The 14,791-nt window shown below is 56.2% G+C and carries 17 protein-coding genes; 11 read left to right on the top strand and 6 right to left on the bottom strand.

The features are described from left to right. Positions 1 to 116: 116 nt before the first annotated feature. The 3 genes from JK621_RS12980 (at position 117) to JK621_RS12970 (ending at position 1,731) form a co-directional block, all read left to right on the top strand. A complete protein-coding gene (locus tag JK621_RS12980; protein ID WP_212556345.1) occupies positions 117 to 356 on the top strand; it encodes a hypothetical protein in 240 nt (79 codons plus the stop codon). A 61-nt stretch (positions 357 to 417) separates the two neighbouring features. Beyond that, positions 418 to 1,425 carry a glycosyltransferase gene (locus tag JK621_RS12975; protein WP_212556344.1) on the top strand — a complete coding sequence of 336 codons (1,008 nt, stop codon included), beginning with the start codon at positions 418 to 420 and terminating at the stop codon, positions 1,423 to 1,425. A gap of 63 nt (positions 1,426 to 1,488) precedes the next feature. Next, positions 1,489 to 1,731, top strand: a complete 243-nt coding sequence (locus JK621_RS12970; protein WP_212556343.1) for a YoaH family protein — start codon at positions 1,489 to 1,491, stop codon at positions 1,729 to 1,731. Positions 1,732 to 1,764: 33 nt separating this feature from the next. On the opposite strand, the gene purT is transcribed toward JK621_RS12970, so the two are convergent. Beyond that, positions 1,765 to 2,943 (bottom strand): formate-dependent phosphoribosylglycinamide formyltransferase, encoded by a 1,179-nt coding sequence (purT, locus tag JK621_RS12965; RefSeq protein WP_212556342.1) that lies wholly within the window; start codon positions 2,941 to 2,943, stop codon positions 1,765 to 1,767. A 242-nt stretch (positions 2,944 to 3,185) separates the two neighbouring features. Between purT and dbpA the strand changes: the two genes are divergently transcribed. From dbpA to yebF, 4 genes are all read left to right on the top strand, one after another. Then, positions 3,186 to 4,568: an ATP-dependent RNA helicase DbpA gene (dbpA, locus tag JK621_RS12960; protein ID WP_212556341.1), complete on the top strand. Its 1,383-nt coding sequence runs from the start codon at positions 3,186 to 3,188 to the stop codon at positions 4,566 to 4,568. Between the two features lie 88 nt (positions 4,569 to 4,656). Next, positions 4,657 to 4,980, top strand: coding sequence for a YebG family protein (locus JK621_RS12955; RefSeq protein ID WP_212556340.1), 324 nt, complete (start codon positions 4,657 to 4,659; stop codon positions 4,978 to 4,980). A gap of 39 nt (positions 4,981 to 5,019) precedes the next feature. After that, positions 5,020 to 5,328 carry a N(4)-acetylcytidine aminohydrolase gene (yqfB, locus tag JK621_RS12950; protein WP_212556339.1) on the top strand — a complete coding sequence of 103 codons (309 nt, stop codon included), beginning with the start codon at positions 5,020 to 5,022 and terminating at the stop codon, positions 5,326 to 5,328. A 71-nt stretch (positions 5,329 to 5,399) separates the two neighbouring features. Beyond that, positions 5,400 to 5,759 (top strand): protein YebF, encoded by a 360-nt coding sequence (yebF, locus tag JK621_RS12945; RefSeq protein WP_212556338.1) that lies wholly within the window; start codon positions 5,400 to 5,402, stop codon positions 5,757 to 5,759. Between the two features lie 81 nt (positions 5,760 to 5,840). On the opposite strand, the gene JK621_RS12940 is transcribed toward yebF, so the two are convergent. The 5 genes from JK621_RS12940 to mdtH form a co-directional block, all read right to left on the bottom strand. Continuing rightward, on the bottom strand, positions 5,841 to 6,404 hold the full coding sequence (locus JK621_RS12940) for a lipoprotein (RefSeq protein ID WP_004945593.1): 564 nt from the start codon (positions 6,402 to 6,404) through the stop codon (positions 5,841 to 5,843). A gap of 153 nt (positions 6,405 to 6,557) precedes the next feature. Then, the gene (locus tag JK621_RS12935) at positions 6,558 to 8,198 is read right to left on the bottom strand and encodes an ABC1 kinase family protein (RefSeq protein WP_212556337.1); all 1,641 of its coding nucleotides are present in this window, start codon (positions 8,196 to 8,198) and stop codon (positions 6,558 to 6,560) included. 30 nt (positions 8,199 to 8,228) lie between these two features. After that, positions 8,229 to 8,876: a glutaredoxin 2 gene (gene grxB / locus JK621_RS12930; protein ID WP_212556336.1), complete on the bottom strand. Its 648-nt coding sequence runs from the start codon at positions 8,874 to 8,876 to the stop codon at positions 8,229 to 8,231. Positions 8,877 to 9,004: 128 nt separating this feature from the next. Next, positions 9,005 to 9,253, bottom strand: coding sequence for a hypothetical protein (locus tag JK621_RS12925; protein WP_212556335.1), 249 nt, complete (start codon positions 9,251 to 9,253; stop codon positions 9,005 to 9,007). Positions 9,254 to 9,338: 85 nt separating this feature from the next. Beyond that, a complete protein-coding gene (gene mdtH, locus JK621_RS12920; protein ID WP_212556334.1) occupies positions 9,339 to 10,544 on the bottom strand; it encodes a multidrug efflux MFS transporter MdtH in 1,206 nt (401 codons plus the stop codon). A 345-nt stretch (positions 10,545 to 10,889) separates the two neighbouring features. Here mdtH and rimJ point away from each other — a divergent pair, with 345 nt between their 5' ends. The 4 genes from rimJ (at position 10,890) to murJ (ending at position 14,740) form a co-directional block, all read left to right on the top strand. Then, entirely contained in the window at positions 10,890 to 11,474 is a 585-nt protein-coding gene (rimJ, locus tag JK621_RS12915) for a ribosomal protein S5-alanine N-acetyltransferase (protein ID WP_126486396.1), read from the top strand. Between the two features lie 8 nt (positions 11,475 to 11,482). Further along, positions 11,483 to 12,127 (top strand): YceH family protein, encoded by a 645-nt coding sequence (locus JK621_RS12910; protein ID WP_212556333.1) that lies wholly within the window; start codon positions 11,483 to 11,485, stop codon positions 12,125 to 12,127. Next, a complete protein-coding gene (locus JK621_RS12905; protein ID WP_212556332.1) occupies positions 12,120 to 13,040 on the top strand; it encodes a Gfo/Idh/MocA family protein in 921 nt (306 codons plus the stop codon). Before JK621_RS12910 ends, JK621_RS12905 begins: the two co-directional genes overlap by 8 nt. 164 nt (positions 13,041 to 13,204) lie before the next feature. Next, positions 13,205 to 14,740 carry a murein biosynthesis integral membrane protein MurJ gene (gene murJ, locus JK621_RS12900; RefSeq protein WP_212556331.1) on the top strand — a complete coding sequence of 512 codons (1,536 nt, stop codon included), beginning with the start codon at positions 13,205 to 13,207 and terminating at the stop codon, positions 14,738 to 14,740. Positions 14,741 to 14,791: the final 51 nt, after the last annotated feature.

Raw genomic sequence — 14,791 nt, 5'->3', positions numbered from 1 at the left:
TAAAGCACACTTCACATAAACGGCGAATAAACAGTTTTGCAATGAAGCATTTTTTGCGCCATTGACTAGAATCTTATGTGTTAAAAAATAATAAATTCTGCCGAGGTTAAACCAGTTTGGCATTTGGCCTGCGGGTACTGATTGAACAACAAAGGGATGAGCTAGTTTTTTCTGGTTATTATTTCAGGTTGTCATCAAAAAGGGTGAGGGCAGATATGTTTTATTGTCAGCAGCATCACAAGCGGAGTTTCGATTCCTTGCATCCTCGTGGCGTTCGTTTTTCTTTGCGGGAAATGCAGGTTAAAGAAATTCACTTGAGGGCAAAACGTATTCATGAAGCTTGTTTGATTATTTAACCCCCCCCTTTTTTTAGAAAAAAGAATTATTTATTCGTTACTTTTTTGCGAAGAGTTGCCTATGCCCCTAATGTTGAGTGTCATTGTCCCGTTGTATAACGCGGGTGAACTGTTCGAGCCTTTTATGGCGTCGCTGCTGGCCCAGGATGAACAACGGCTGGAGGTGATCATCGTCAATGACGGCTCTACCGATGGCTCTGGCGCTACCGCCCACCGCTATGCGCGGCAGTACCCGCATATTACCGTGTTCGATCAGCCTAATTCCGGCGTTTCCTGCGCGCGCAACGCGGGCCTGGCTATCGCTCGGGGGAAATATGTGGCGTTTCCGGACGCGGATGATGTATTGGCACCTGAATTGTATTCAACGTTAGTGACGTTGGCCGAACAAGAACAATTAGATGTCATGCAGTGTAATGGGGAGCGTTATTTTGCTCACAGGGATGAATTGCAATCGATAATTCCTCAAAATCGACTGGGCGACACCGGCGTTATTAGCGGAGCACAGTGGCTGGAACGTGCGTTGAAAACAAGGAAGTTTATTCATGTAGTTTGGTTGGCGGTGTATCGTCTTGATTTTATTAAACAGCATCAGTTGTATTTCGAACCGGGTTTGCATCACCAGGATATTCCCTGGACCACCGAGGTGATGTTTAATGCGCAGCGGGTCAAGTACCTCAGCAAAGCCTTGTATCGGCAACGGGTGCACGATCAATCCATCAGCAACCGCCGTCGCACCGGCAAGGCGAACGTGGAATACCAGCGGCACTATATGAAAATAGTGGAAATGCTGGTGGCGCTTAACCAGCGTTATGCCAGAAAAATGGTCATTAGGCCGGCTTTTCACTGGCAGATTGCCCGCGAGGCGTTGGGTATTTGCCACAGTATTCGCCGGGAGCCTGAGCTGGCGGCGCAGTGCCAAATCACCGATGAGTTTTATCGGCGCGGCATCGATCGAACGATGGCGGCTAACGCGCGTGGTCTCAAGCAGTACTGGCACGTGACGTTGTGGTTACATCGGCTGAAGCAGTGGCAAGGCGGCGATCATTGCTCGCAGCCCGCTGCCGAATAACAGGCGTTGGGATCCGCCGGTTTAAGGCGTATAATCCCCCTCCATTTTGCCGGAGAGAAACACATGCTTGCAGGTATGCCGTCATTGAGTCACCAAGAGCAGCAGGAAGCTGCGGACCGTATCCATCTATTGATGGAACAAGGCATGAGCAGTGGTGAAGCCATCGCGCGCGTCGCGCAGGAAATCCGCGAAAAACACCAGGGCGACCAGGTTAGCGTTCTGTTTGATGATGAAGACGAAGACGACTATCAGGAAAGGCCGGACGAACAGGCTGACGACGAGTCGGAAGAAGACGAAAACTATTGATGTTGCAGGGGCCGGCAAGCCGGCCCCAACGTTTTATCCCTCAATCACTACCGCGGCGGCAGCCTGCTTGGCTAACGCCACCGCCTCTTCCACATTTTCCGCCGTTGCCAGCGCCACGCCCATCCTGCGTTGCCCGTTAATGTCCGGTTTGCCGAACAGACGCAGCTGATTGTGGCCGCTCAATGCGTGCTCCAAACCGCTGAAGCGCAGATCGCTGCTGATCATCTGCGGCAGGATCACCGCCGAGGCCGAAGGGCCGAATTGACGAATAGCGCCAATCGGCAGGCCAAGGAAGGCGCGAACGTGCAGGGCGAATTCGGACAGATCCTGCGAGATCAGCGTCACCATGCCGGTATCGTGCGGGCGCGGCGACACCTCGCTGAAGATCACCTCGTCGCCGCAGACGAACAATTCAACGCCGAACAGGCCGAACCCACCTAACGCCTGCACTACGTTTTGCGCAATCTCCTGCGCGCGATTCAATGCCAGCTCGCTCATCCGTTGCGGTTGCCACGATTCACGATAATCGCCGTCCTCCTGGCGGTGACCTATTGGCGCACAGAAATGGACACCGTCGATCGCACTGATGGTCAGCAGGGTAATTTCAAAATCAAACTTGACCAGGCCTTCGACAATCACTCGCCCACCGCCGGCGCGGCCGCCCTGTTGGGCATAATCCCAGGCGGTTTTCAGCTGCTCCGGGCTGCGGATCAGGCTCTGGCCCTTGCCGGAGGAGCTCATGACCGGCTTGATAATGCACGGATAGCCGATTTCGGCGACGGCCTGCCGGAAGTCTTCTTCACCGTCGGCAAAGCGGTAGCTGGAGGTCGGCAGGCTCAGGGTTTCAGCGGCCAGACGGCGGATACCTTCACGGTTCATGGTCAGGCGTGTCGCTTCGGCACAGGGCACCACGCGGTGTCCCTGTCTCTCCAACTCAACCAGCATGCTGGTGGCGATGGCTTCGATCTCCGGCACGATGTAATCGGGACGTTCCTGTTCAATCAGGGCTTTCAGCGCGTTGCCGTCCAGCATATTGATGACGTGGCTGCGGTGCGCCACATGCATGGCCGGGGCATCCGCATAGCGATCTACAGCAATCACTTCCAGTCCTAAACGCTGGCATTCGATGGCAACTTCTTTACCCAACTCGCCGGAGCCGAGCAGCATGACGCGGGTGGCGGACGGGCGCAGGGCGGTTCCAATAGTTAACATAGTCTCGTACCTGGATCTGTGGATTTAACGCGGTCTGATAATGGGTGTGCAGTATATACGAAAACGTTTGCGCATGCAGGTGGGCGAGATGGGGGGCGATGTTATTGCCCAAAAAGCCTGTGCGGCGGCTTTTTTTATGCGTGAAATCCGTAAACCCTGCTATCTCTGTTATCATCTGCGGCTGATTCGGCGCCAACCCGTGGGCGCGCCGCCATTCCATTTGCCATATAAGAGTTATCGCCGTGAGCACAGTATCTTTTTCTTCCCTGCCGTTGCCAGCCGAACAGTTGGCCAACCTCAATGAACTGGGGTACGCCGCAATGACGCCGGTGCAGGCCGCCGCATTGCCCGCCATCCTGAAAGGGCAGGACGTACGTGCCAAAGCAAAAACCGGTAGCGGTAAAACGGCGGCGTTCGGTATCGGCCTGCTGGACAAAATCAATGTTTCTCAGGTGGCGGCACAGGCGCTGATCTTGTGCCCGACACGCGAACTGGCTGACCAGGTAAGCAAAGAGTTGCGTCGGCTGGCGCGTTTCACCCAGAACATCAAAATCCTTACCCTGTGCGGTGGCCAACCAATGGGGCCACAGCTCGACTCGCTGGTGCATGCGCCGCATATCGTGGTGGGTACGCCGGGGCGTATTCAGGAGCATTTGCGCAAGAAAACGCTGGTGTTGGATGAATTGAAAGTGCTGGTGCTGGACGAAGCCGATCGCATGCTGGACATGGGCTTTGCCGACGACATCGACGACGTGATCAGTTACACCCCGCCGCAGCGCCAGACTCTGTTGTTCTCGGCGACCTATCCGAGCGGTATCGAGCGCATCAGCGCCCGCGTGCAGCGTGAGCCGTTGAATGTAGAAGTGGACGATGGCGACGATCACACCTCCATTGAACAACGCTTTTACGAAACCACCCGCGATCAGCGCCCGGCGGTGCTGGTGTCCGCCATTCGTCATTATCAGCCTTCGTCCTGTGTGGTGTTCTGCAACACCAAGCGCGATTGCCAGAGCGTCTATGAAGCGCTGGAAGCCCGTGGTATCAGCGTATCGGCTCTGCATGGCGATCTGGAACAGCGCGATCGCGATCAGGTGCTGGTGCGTTTTGCCAACCGCAGTTGCCGGGTGCTGGTCGCGACCGACGTTGCCGCGCGCGGGCTGGATATCAAAGAGCTGGAGCTGGTAGTCAACTATGAGCTGGCGTTTGATCCGGAAGTACACGTACACCGTATTGGTCGTACTGGCCGCGCGGGCCTGAACGGCCTGGCGATCAGCCTGTGTACGCCGCAGGAAATGGAGCGTGCGCATGCGGTTGAAGAGTACCAGCGCAAGGCGGTCAACTGGGCGCCGGTGTCTGAACTGAGCGGCGCTGCCAATACCACGCTGGAGGCCGAAATGGTCACTCTTTGCATCGACGGCGGGCGCAAAGCCAAAATTCGCCCTGGCGACATTCTCGGTGCCTTGACCGGCGATGCCGGGTTGACGGCCGCTGAAGTGGGCAAAATCGACATGTTCCCGGTACACGCCTATGTGGCGATCCGCAAGTCCAGCGCTCGCAAGGCGCTGCAACAGCTTCAGCAGGGCAAAATCAAAGGCAAGAACTGCAAGGTGCGGTTGTTGAAATAATCCGCGTCAGGGGTGCGCTTGCATCCCTGCGTAAAATCACCTTATACTGTATAAAAATACAGTATTCTAACCTTTGAGGAATGCACACATGGCCGTTGAAGTAAAATATGTGGTGGTGAGAAACGGTGAGGAAAAGATGACTTTCGCAACCAAGAAAGAAGCCGATGCTTACGACAAAATGCTGGATCTGGCGGACAGTCTCGGTGAATGGCTGCAGCAGGCGCCTCTGAACCTGGATGATGAGCAGCGTGAAGGGCTGAGCTTCTTCCTGGCGGAGCATAAAGACGTGCTGGGGCAGATTCTGCGTGGTGCCGCGCCGGCGGAAGCGCCGAAGCAACCGACCAAAGTGAAAACGGAAAAATCCGTCGCTACCTCAAAAGAGGGATCTGCGTCAGAAAAGCAGGCAGCATAATGACTTATGTTGCGGCAATGTGATGAAAAAGGATCTAGAATGACCCGTGGAATAACTTTCTTCAGTCGCTTTGAGCAAGACATTCTGGCCGGGCTCAAGACCATTACTCTCCGGGACGCCAGCGAATCCCACTTTCAGCCCGGTGAGGTATTGCGCGTTAGCCGTAATGAAGACGACGTGTTTTTCTGTTTTATTGAAGTGCTGTCAGTTACGCCGGTTCGCCTGGATACGCTCACCGAACAGCATGCCAAACAAGAAAATATGTCGCTCAGCGAGCTGAAGCAGGTGATCAAGGAAATCTATCCGGGGTTGGATGAGCTGTTTGTCATCAGCTTTGTAAAACGCTGATCCTTTGCCAGACCTGTTGTGAGCCAGGGGGCAAATACCCATGGATAGTGTCAATCACAACTGGAGGGCATATGAAAAGAACGGGACTGAGTTTGGCCGTAGCGCTGTTGGCCATGGCAGGTTTGACGACGGCGGTACAGGCACAGGAGCAACGCACGGCCAAGGTGGCGCAATGCATCGGCCTGCAACCGGCAGAGGTTGCCGCTCAGGTAAAACGCGATTATCTGCAGAACCGCATCACGCGCTGGGCATCGGATAAAAAGTTGCTGGGCACAGCCACCCCGATAGCCTGGATCAGCCCGGAAGCCATCACCGGCAAGGACGCGATCTGGCAAGTGCCGTTGACGGTAAGGGGCACCAAACAGGATAAAACCTATAACGTTACCCTCAACTGCAACACGGGTGAAATCGCCTACGGCGAACCGCAGTAACGCCACTGCTTTCAGGCTATCACCTGCCTGAAAATAATAAACCCGCCTTATCAGCGGGTTTTTTTGGTTTAGCGGTTTGCCTTAGTCCGTGAATGGAATAACCAGTTCACCGGGCTTCACTTCCAGCCCTTTTGCCAGTTTCTTCGCCAGCGCTTCGGTCTTGCTGTTATCCGGATTCAACACGTAGGCCGGTTTTTGATCGAAGTAGGATTTCAGCGACTGATTCAGGTAAGGAGTCAGCGCTTTCATCACCGTCTGCATTTTTTCCGGCTGCACGCTATAGTCGGTCAGCTCCATGTCCTTCAGGAATACCGCGCCTTGCTCACGATCATAGACCGGCTGCGCCTTCAGCGTCAGTTTCAGGTCTGCCGTCTGCGGGCCGAGGATTGAGCTGATATTCACCTTGGCATCGCCGGAAAGGGTGACCTTGCCCGGCTCGCTGCGACCAATCTGGCTTTTTAACTGAGTCAGTACAATATTGGCATCCAACAGCCCCGGCACGCCGATTTGCTTCTGATAATCGTTGTGCTTTTGCAGGTAATCATTCACTTCCTGTTCGCTGAGCGTGTATTGAGTGAGTTGATTACAACCGGCCAATACGCCGGCGAACAGCAGGGCGGCCGCGCCCATCAGAATCTTCTTCATTTGTGCCTCATAGCTACTGCCAACGAAATGCTGCAGATAATTGATTTGTCATTATAAACGGTCACCCCCTGCGAGAGAAATCGCTGACGGTGGCACGCAGAATGATAGTGCGCGTGAAAGAAGGCATCACCTATCGGATAACGCTGAAACTGCTCAGCGCCGCAGGCGCAACGCCAACAACAGCACGCCGCCCAAACAGGCCAACCCCCCTAACGCAGGAAACAGCGGAATGCCCCACAGCCGCAGCGAAGCGTGCATCAGGTAAGGCGCAAGCCCCAGCGCGAAGGCAGCGGTGACAATGGCGATGGCCAGCGTGACGGCGGCCCGTTCCAGCGCTTTGCTCAACTGATCGATATTCTTGACGTTGATGTCGGCACCGATTTGCCCGCGCTTCATACGGCGCATCAACAGTCGCAGGGTTTGCGGGAGTTCTTCACCGGCATCCAGCGCTTCTGCACCCAACGCCAGCATGCGCCGCTGCACCGCGTCGGGGGAGTAACGCTGCAACATCACCTGCTGCAGCATGGGTTTCAACGTGGCGATAATGTCAAAGTTGGGATCGAGCCGGTGCAGCACGCCGTCTGCAGTGATCAACGCCTTGAACAGCAACACCAGGTCCGGCGGCATCGCCAGTTGGTGCTCGCGCGCCATCACCAGCAGATCGGTCAGCGCCTTGCCTAACGTCAGGGTGGAGGAAGCCTGCTTATCGAGGAAGTTCTGCGCCGCCAGCTCCAGATCCAACAGATCCAGCGGATCGCTGTCCGACCAGGCAATCAGCGTATTGACGATGCCGTCGGATTCGCGTTCAGCGATGGCTTGCAACAGAAGCAACAGTTGGTTGCGACGCCGTTCGGAAAGCTGCCCCACCATGCCGAAATCGATAAAACCGACGCGGTTACCCGCTAACGCCATGACGTTGCCGGGATGGGGATCGGCGTGGTAAAGACGATGCTCCAGCACCATTTTCATAAAAGCCTGTGCGCCGCGTTGCGCCAGTAACGGGCCGTCAAATCCGGCCGCCGCCAACTGCTGCGGGTTCTCCGGCGCGGTGCCGGGCAGGAATTCCTGAACCAGCAGGCGTTTTGACGACCATTGCCGGTAAATTTTCGGGATCGCCACCTCAGCTTGCGAGCTAAAGCATTCAGCAATACGTTCGCAGTTATTGCCTTCGTGGGTCAAGTCCAGTTCGTGATTGAGCGCGGTTGCCAGTGCGCGCACCATCTGGCGCGGGCGGTAACGGGCCAGCGCGGGGCTTTGCTGCTCTACGGTTTCCGCCAGATAAGTCAGCAGGCGCAGATCGGCGTGAATGGTTTTCGCCAGGCCAGGCCGCAGCACCTTGATCACCACCGCTTCGCCGCTGTGCAGGCGTGCGCGGTAAATTTGCGCCATCGAAGCGGCGGCCAGCGGCGTGCTGTCAAACTCGGCGAACAGGCTGTGCGGATCGGCGCCCAGATCGGTCGTGACTTGCGCTGCCAGTTCGCTCCATGGCAGGGTAGACGCCTGACTGTGCAAGCGATCAAGCTCGTCGGTCCAGCTTGAGTCAAGCAGATCCGAACGGGTAGCCAGAATCTGCCCGAATTTGACAAAGGTAGGCCCCAGCGCCTCAAGCGCGGCGCGCAAACGCTGAGGCAGGGTTTGGTTGTCGGGTTGAACACCAGCGCTTTCGGCCCCGCTCAGCAGGGAGCCCAAACCCAGCAGGCGAATGATATCCTGTAATCCGTAGCGGATTAACACCGAGGAAATCTCTTTCAGGCGCGCCCGGTCGCGGGCGGTAACCAACACCATTTTCAGCATATGCGCGCTATATCCTTATTGCTGGAGAGCTCACTGTTCCATATCGAGCAGCAGCGGAACATCACTGCGTTGCGCCATACGGTTGCGGTAGGCCTCAACGTTTTCCGGCAGCGTAACCCCGGCGACGATCGACAGGGAACGCAGCAGCGGAAACAGTTGAATATCATCTTCCGACAAGGTGCCATTTACCGCATCGGGGGCGACAATCAGGCTGGAAAGCGCCTGGAGGTCGATCTCCAACTCGGCAATGAGATCGGCGCTGTTGGCCAGGTGTTCGGCAAAATCACCGATCGCGGCCTGTTTCTTGTGGACAAAGTATTGGCGCGCGCTGTCAGTGGCGAACTCTTCGAAATCGGCATTGGCAATGCGCGGCAGCAGTAGTTTTGCGGAGTAAGTACCGACCCGTTGCAGCCAGTCGGCGATGGCCGGGTTGGTTTTGCCGGTCAGCAGCGGCCGGCCGTCGAGGTTATCGATGTAGCGCACGATATCCATGCTTTCCGGCAGGTAGCTGCCATCGTCTTTTTGCAGAATGGGCGCCATTTTCTTGCCAATCATGCTGATGGGCGTGGCTTCATCATCGTTCAGCAAGGTGACGAGTCGGACGGGCAGATTTTTCAGACCGAAAATCATGCGGGCTTTAACGCAGAATGGGCAATGATCGTAGATAAACAGTTTCATGCTTGCTCCGGTTGTCAGGTTTGAACAGCAATAGTTAGCACAGCATACTGAGGCTGTCGCGAAGAGTTGTGTTGGAAGGTGCGTTATTGTGGCGTGGCCCGTGCATTACGTACGGGCCATCGCAGAGATTATTTTTTGGCCGGCACTGAGTTGATGACGTCTATCAGGTGCGTACGCGCCTCTTCCAAATCGATTTTATCGCGGTCGTTGGCGGCGTTGACTATCTGCAACTGCTTGATGATGTCACTCTTCAGAGTGGCATTTTCAGCAATGATATGAGCAAGAGCTTTTTCTACCAACGTTGAGCGCGCGTAGATCATGCGCAAGTTAAGTACCATGTGTTCCAGTAGTTGCGGTAATTTTTCTTCATCTGTCATTGCCAACTTCTCCTGTTCCCGTTTTACTATCAGGATAGCAGTTCTGGGAAATTCGGCTGATTTTCTGGCAACTTAGAGAAAAAACTCAGCCGCCGCGCAGAACCGCCGGCGCGGCAGTGCGCGGATTGAACTGCCAATACAGAGCCAACAGTGTAATAAAACCCACGATACCCAGCAGGAACCACGGCAGTTCGGGCATGTTCATCATCCGGCCGGTGTCGTACATCCAACCGCCGCCGGTGTAACCGATCGCGCCACCCAACGCCAACCCCAGGCGGCTGAATCCCATATAGCTACCGCGTGCGCGCGGATCCGCCAGTGAGGCGCTGAGGGTTTCCCGCGCCGGTTCGGCAATGATGGAACCGAGGTAGAAACAGCAGATCAGGATGAAGACGCCCTGCAGGCTGGTCGCCAGGCCGACGGGCAGCAGGCTGAGGGTCATCAGCAGCAGGCCTGCCATCAACCGCTGTTCCAGGCGAAAACGCTTTTCGCTCCAGCGTGCCAGTGGGTAGAGCAGTGACAGCGACAGCGCGGCTTCGATGGCATACATCCATTTCACCGCTGCCGGCGAGCCGGCGATTTCGTTGACCACGATAGGCAACATCAGCATCACCTGAACCGACAGCATGTAGTAGCCGGTCAGCGTCAGCACATAAGTCAGGAAACGGCGGTCGCGCAGTACGCGCATCATGCCTTCTTTCATCGGGGCGCGAACGGTGGAAATACGGTAAGCCGGCAGCAACCAGGCGTTCCAGCCTGCCGCCAGCACGAAAATGGCCGCGCCAACCCAGCAAACAAAGTGGAAATCATATTGCAGCAGCCAACTGCCGATCAGGGCGCCAATCACCGCGCCGGCGCTGTCTTGCATCATCAACAGAGAATAAAAGCGACCGCGTTCATGCGGGCGGGTGAGCTTAATCACCAGCGCGGTGCGCGGCGGATCAAACAGCGTGCCGCCGAGTGCGGAAAGGGCGCAAGAGAACCACAGCAGCCAGGGCTCATCGGCCATCGCCATGGTGGCGAAGCCTGCGGCGCGCATCAGCATGCCGGTGACGATCATCGGTTTGGCGCCGAACCGATCGGCTATTGCGCCGCCGAAGATCCCCAGCCCTTGCTGAATCAACTGCCGTAACCCCAGGGCGACGCCAACCACCACCGCCGCCCAGCCGAGTTGATCGACAAAGCGGATTGAAATTAGCGGGAAGACCACAAAGAAACCCAAAACCACTAACAGATTATCGAGTAACAGGAAATATTTACCCAAGCTCCGAGCTTGCGATACCAGAGACATGCTTCACCACGAGCAATTAAGAGGGAGAGGAGTGCGACCCGTTCAGTTTGTACCCAATCCCCGAAGGCCGATAGGGGTGGGGTAGATAATATTTTTTTATCGTCAATACGTTACCCGTACAGCAAAACGGCACGAAAATAGCCGTAAAATGATTAATCGCTTATTTACTGAGCTGCCGGGGTTTTACCTCCAGGGCAGGCTACGGTTATATTAAATGAGAGAAAGTGCGGTTCTGCGCCGGTCGTTGAAAAATAATGGCTCAGGATATGATCGTTACGGGATTATTATCCGGACGCGCACCCAATAAATACTTCTTATCGAACCGTTCTGACCGCGGGGGAAATGATGTTCGGCTACCGCTCTGCATCACCAAAAGTACGTCTCATCACCGACCGACAGGTCGTGCGTCTGGTTCATGAACGCGATGCTTACCGTCTGGCGGAATACTATGCCGAGAACCGGGCGTTCCTGAAGCCTTGGGAGCCGGTGCGGGATGAAAGCCATTGTTATCCTTCCGGCTGGCAGGCGCGGCTGGGGATGATCACTGAAATGCAAAAGCAGGGCAGCGCTTACTATTTTATCCTGCTCGATCCGGAAGAAAATGAAGTGCGGGGCGTGGCGAATTTCAGCAACGTACTGCGCGGTTCGTTTCATGCCTGTTTTCTCGGCTATTCGTTGGCTGAAAAGTGGCAAGGGCAGGGCCTGATGTATGAAGCCCTGCAGTCTGCGATCCGCTATATGCTGCGTCAACAGCGCATGCACCGCATTATGGCCAACTATATGCCGCACAATCAGCGCAGCGGCGCGCTGCTCACTCGTCTGGGATTTGAACGCGAAGGTTATGCCAAGGATTATCTGCTGATCGACGGGCAATGGCAGGATCACGTCCTGACGGCATTCACCAATAAAGAATGGCTACCGCCACGATGAGACCAAAAATGAAATATGAATTAAGCGCTAAAGAAGCCAGAGTGATTGGTTGCCTGTTGGAAAAACAGGTAACCACTCCGGACCAGTATCCTCTCTCCCTGAATGGGATCGCCCTGGCGTGCAACCAGAAAACCAATCGCGAACCGGTGATGGATCTGACGGAAAGCGAAGTGCAGCAAGTTCTCGACCTGCTGTTAAAAAAACATTTTTTGCGAACGCTGAGCGGCTTCGGTAATCGGGTAGTCAAGTATGAGCACCGTTTTTGCAATTCGGAATTCGGGCAACTGAAACTGTCTGCCGCCGAACTGGCGGTAATAGCCACCCTGTTGCTGCGCGGCGCGCAAACCCCCGGGGAATTGCGTACCCGTACCAACCGCCTGCATGAATTCAGCGATGTTTCTGAAGTGGAGCTGGTGCTGCAGCAGTTGAGCGCCCGCGAGGATGGGCCGTTTGTCGTGCGTTTGGCGCGGGAGCCGGGCAAGCGCGAAAGCCGCTTTATGCATCTGTTCAGTGGCCCGATTGATGAGGCGGCGGCGGAGGTTGTGGCGAGCGATGACGCTGGATTGAGTGAACGCGTCAGCGTGCTGGAAAGCGAAGTCGCAGAATTGAAACAGCAGTTGCAGGCGTTACTGGCTCGGGGGCAGCATGACTAAATTACGCGTTGGCGTCGTGGGGCTGGGCGGCATCGCGCAAAAAGCCTATCTGCCGATCCTCTCTCAGGCAGCGGATTGGACGCTGGTCGGCGGATTTTCCCCTAACCGGCAAAAAGCGCAGCCGATATGCGACAGCTACCGCATGGCCTGTTTTTCCAGCCTGGATAGCCTGGCGCAACAGTGTGACGCGGTATTTGTTCACAGCAGCACCGCCAGCCATTTTCAGGTGATAAGCGAACTGCTGCGTCATGGCGTGCATGTTTATGTCGATAAACCGCTGGCGGAGACCCTGGATCAGGGCGAACAGTTGATCGCCCTGGCTGAGAAGCAGCGCAAAACGCTGATGGTGGGTTTTAACCGCCGTTTTGCCCCTGTGTACCGCCAGTTGAAACAGGAAATGCAATGGCCGGCGTCGATTCGCATGGATAAGCACCGGGCCGACAGCGTCGGGCCAAACGGCCTGCGTTTTACCTTGTTGGACGATTATTTGCACGTGGTCGATACCGCGCTGTGGTTGGGGGGAAGTGAGGGGCAGTTACTCAGCGGCAGCCTGCGCGTTACAGACGCCGGTGAATTGCTGTATGCCGAACACCACTTTGCCTGTGGCGAAACGCTGGTGACCACCAGCATGCATCGCCGGGCCGGCAGCCAGCGCGAAAGCGTGCAGGCGGTGACCGAGGGCGCCGTGTATCAGGTGAACGATATGCGGCAATGGTTGCGGGAAGATCCGCAGGGCGTGCTGGAGCAGCCGGTGGCCGGTTGGCAAACCACCCTGGCGCAGCGCGGTTTTGACGGTGCCATCCGGCATTTTATCTCGTCTGTCAGCAACCAGACCGTGCCGGAAACGGCCGGGGAACAGGCCATCGCCGCGCAACGGGTGATCGAGCGCCTGCTGCAGGATGCCGGTTTGTAAGGCGATGCCCTCGCGTGGCGCACGCGCTGTTGCGGGATGTGCCCATAACTCTATGTAACATATGGCGGTAGCTATTCTGCTGTGGATGCGTAAACTTATCCGCTAGTTTTACGGACGCCTGCTGATGCAGGCGTCGACATTTACGGGACACATCAGACAACCACATGAACCTACTAAAATCACTGGCCGCCGTGAGCTCTATGACGATGTTTTCACGGGTGCTGGGCTTTGCCCGTGACGCCATAGTGGCGCGCGTGTTCGGTGCCGGTATGGCGACGGATGCCTTCTTCGTGGCGTTCAAACTGCCCAACCTGCTGCGCCGTATTTTTGCCGAAGGCGCATTTTCTCAGGCCTTTGTACCGATCCTGGCCGAATATAAAACTCAGCAGGGTGAGGAGGCGACTCGGACTTTCATCGCCTACGTTTCCGGCTTGCTCACGCTGGTGCTGGCGGTGGTCACCGTATTGGGGATGCTGGCTGCCCCTTGGGTGATCTACATTACCGCGCCGGGCTTCGTTGATTCGCCGGACAAGTTCGCGCTGACGTCGTCGCTGCTGCGCATTACTTTCCCTTATATTCTGCTGATTTCACTGGCCTCGCTGGTGGGTTCGATCCTCAATACCTGGAACCGTTTTTCGATCCCGGCTTTTGCGCCGACGTTGTTGAACGTCAGCATGATCGGCTTTGCGCTGTTTGCCGCGCCTTATTTCAACCCACCGGTGCTGGCGTTGGCCTGGGCGGTGGTTGTGGGGGGCGTGCTGCAATTGGGCTACCAGCTTCCGCATCTGAAAAAGATCGGTATGCTGGTATTGCCGCGCCTCAAGCTGGGCGATGCCGGCGTATGGCGTGTGATGCGCCAAATGGGGCCGGCGATCTTTGGCGTTTCGGTAAGCCAGATCTCGCTGATTATCAATACCATTTTCGCCTCGTTCCTGGTCTCGGGCTCGGTATCCTGGATGTACTATGCCGATCGTCTGATGGAGTTTCCTTCCGGCGTGCTGGGCGTGGCGTTGGGTACCATTCTGTTGCCGTCGCTGGCCAGGAGCTTTTCCAGCGGTAACCACGATGAGTATTCGCGCCTGATGGATTGGGGACTGCGCCTGTGCTTCCTGCTGGCGCTGCCGAGCGCCATTGCCCTGGGGATCCTGGCCAAGCCCTTGACCGTATCGCTGTTCCAGTACGGCAAGTTCAATGCCTTTGATGCGGCCATGACCCAGCGTGCGCTGGTGGCGTACTCGGTAGGCTTGATGGGATTGATCGTGGTGAAAGTATTGGCGCCGGGCTTCTATTCGCGACAGGACATCAAAACGCCGGTGAAAATCGCCATTATCACGCTGGTCATGACGCAGGTGATGAATCTGATGTTTATCGGCCCCCTAAAGCATGCCGGCCTTTCGCTGTCGATTGGGCTGGGGGCTTGCCTTAACGCCTCTTTGCTATATTGGCAGTTGCGTAAGCAGAAAATTTTCCACCCGCAGCCGGGCTGGGCAACGTTCCTCACCAAACTGGTGATTGCGGTAATCGTGATGTCAGTGGTGTTGGTGGGCGTGATGTGGCTGATGCCGGCCTGGGATCAGGGCAACATGCTGGAGCGCCTGCTGCGACTCGCGGTGGTGGTGGCCGCCGGCGTGGTCGCCTACTTCGGCGTGTTGGCGGGTTTGGGCTTCCGCCCACGGGACTTCGCGCGCCGGGTGGCATAAACGGGGGATTCCCGGCAGCCATTGAGCAAAAAAAAGGGTCGCCTCGGCGAC

The organism is Serratia plymuthica (genome assembly GCF_018336935.1).
Classification (GTDB): domain Bacteria; phylum Pseudomonadota; class Gammaproteobacteria; order Enterobacterales; family Enterobacteriaceae; genus Serratia; species Serratia plymuthica_B.
This window is presented reverse-complemented; position numbering and strand designations above follow the sequence as displayed.

What these genes read in the sequence shown, in the direction of transcription:
- JK621_RS12975 (WP_212556344.1), top strand. Translation starts at nt 418, where the DNA reads ATGCCCCTAATGTTGAGTGTCATTGTCCCGTTGTATAACGCGGGTGAA.
- JK621_RS12970 (WP_212556343.1), top strand. Translation starts at nt 1,489, where the DNA reads ATGCTTGCAGGTATGCCGTCATTGAGTCACCAAGAGCAGCAGGAAGCT.
- purT (WP_212556342.1), bottom strand. Translation starts at nt 2,943, where the DNA reads ATGTTAACTATTGGAACCGCCCTGCGCCCGTCCGCCACCCGCGTCATG.
- JK621_RS12955 (WP_212556340.1), top strand. Translation starts at nt 4,657, where the DNA reads ATGGCCGTTGAAGTAAAATATGTGGTGGTGAGAAACGGTGAGGAAAAG.
- yqfB (WP_212556339.1), top strand. Translation starts at nt 5,020, where the DNA reads ATGACCCGTGGAATAACTTTCTTCAGTCGCTTTGAGCAAGACATTCTG.
- yebF (WP_212556338.1), top strand. Translation starts at nt 5,400, where the DNA reads ATGAAAAGAACGGGACTGAGTTTGGCCGTAGCGCTGTTGGCCATGGCA.
- JK621_RS12940 (WP_004945593.1), bottom strand. Translation starts at nt 6,404, where the DNA reads ATGAAGAAGATTCTGATGGGCGCGGCCGCCCTGCTGTTCGCCGGCGTA.
- JK621_RS12935 (WP_212556337.1), bottom strand. Translation starts at nt 8,198, where the DNA reads ATGCTGAAAATGGTGTTGGTTACCGCCCGCGACCGGGCGCGCCTGAAA.
- grxB (WP_212556336.1), bottom strand. Translation starts at nt 8,876, where the DNA reads ATGAAACTGTTTATCTACGATCATTGCCCATTCTGCGTTAAAGCCCGC.
- JK621_RS12925 (WP_212556335.1), bottom strand. Translation starts at nt 9,253, where the DNA reads ATGACAGATGAAGAAAAATTACCGCAACTACTGGAACACATGGTACTT.
- mdtH (WP_212556334.1), bottom strand. Translation starts at nt 10,544, where the DNA reads ATGTCTCTGGTATCGCAAGCTCGGAGCTTGGGTAAATATTTCCTGTTA.
- rimJ (WP_126486396.1), top strand. Translation starts at nt 10,890, where the DNA reads ATGTTCGGCTACCGCTCTGCATCACCAAAAGTACGTCTCATCACCGAC.
- JK621_RS12910 (WP_212556333.1), top strand. Translation starts at nt 11,483, where the DNA reads ATGAAATATGAATTAAGCGCTAAAGAAGCCAGAGTGATTGGTTGCCTG.
- JK621_RS12905 (WP_212556332.1), top strand. Translation starts at nt 12,120, where the DNA reads ATGACTAAATTACGCGTTGGCGTCGTGGGGCTGGGCGGCATCGCGCAA.
- murJ (WP_212556331.1), top strand. Translation starts at nt 13,205, where the DNA reads ATGAACCTACTAAAATCACTGGCCGCCGTGAGCTCTATGACGATGTTT.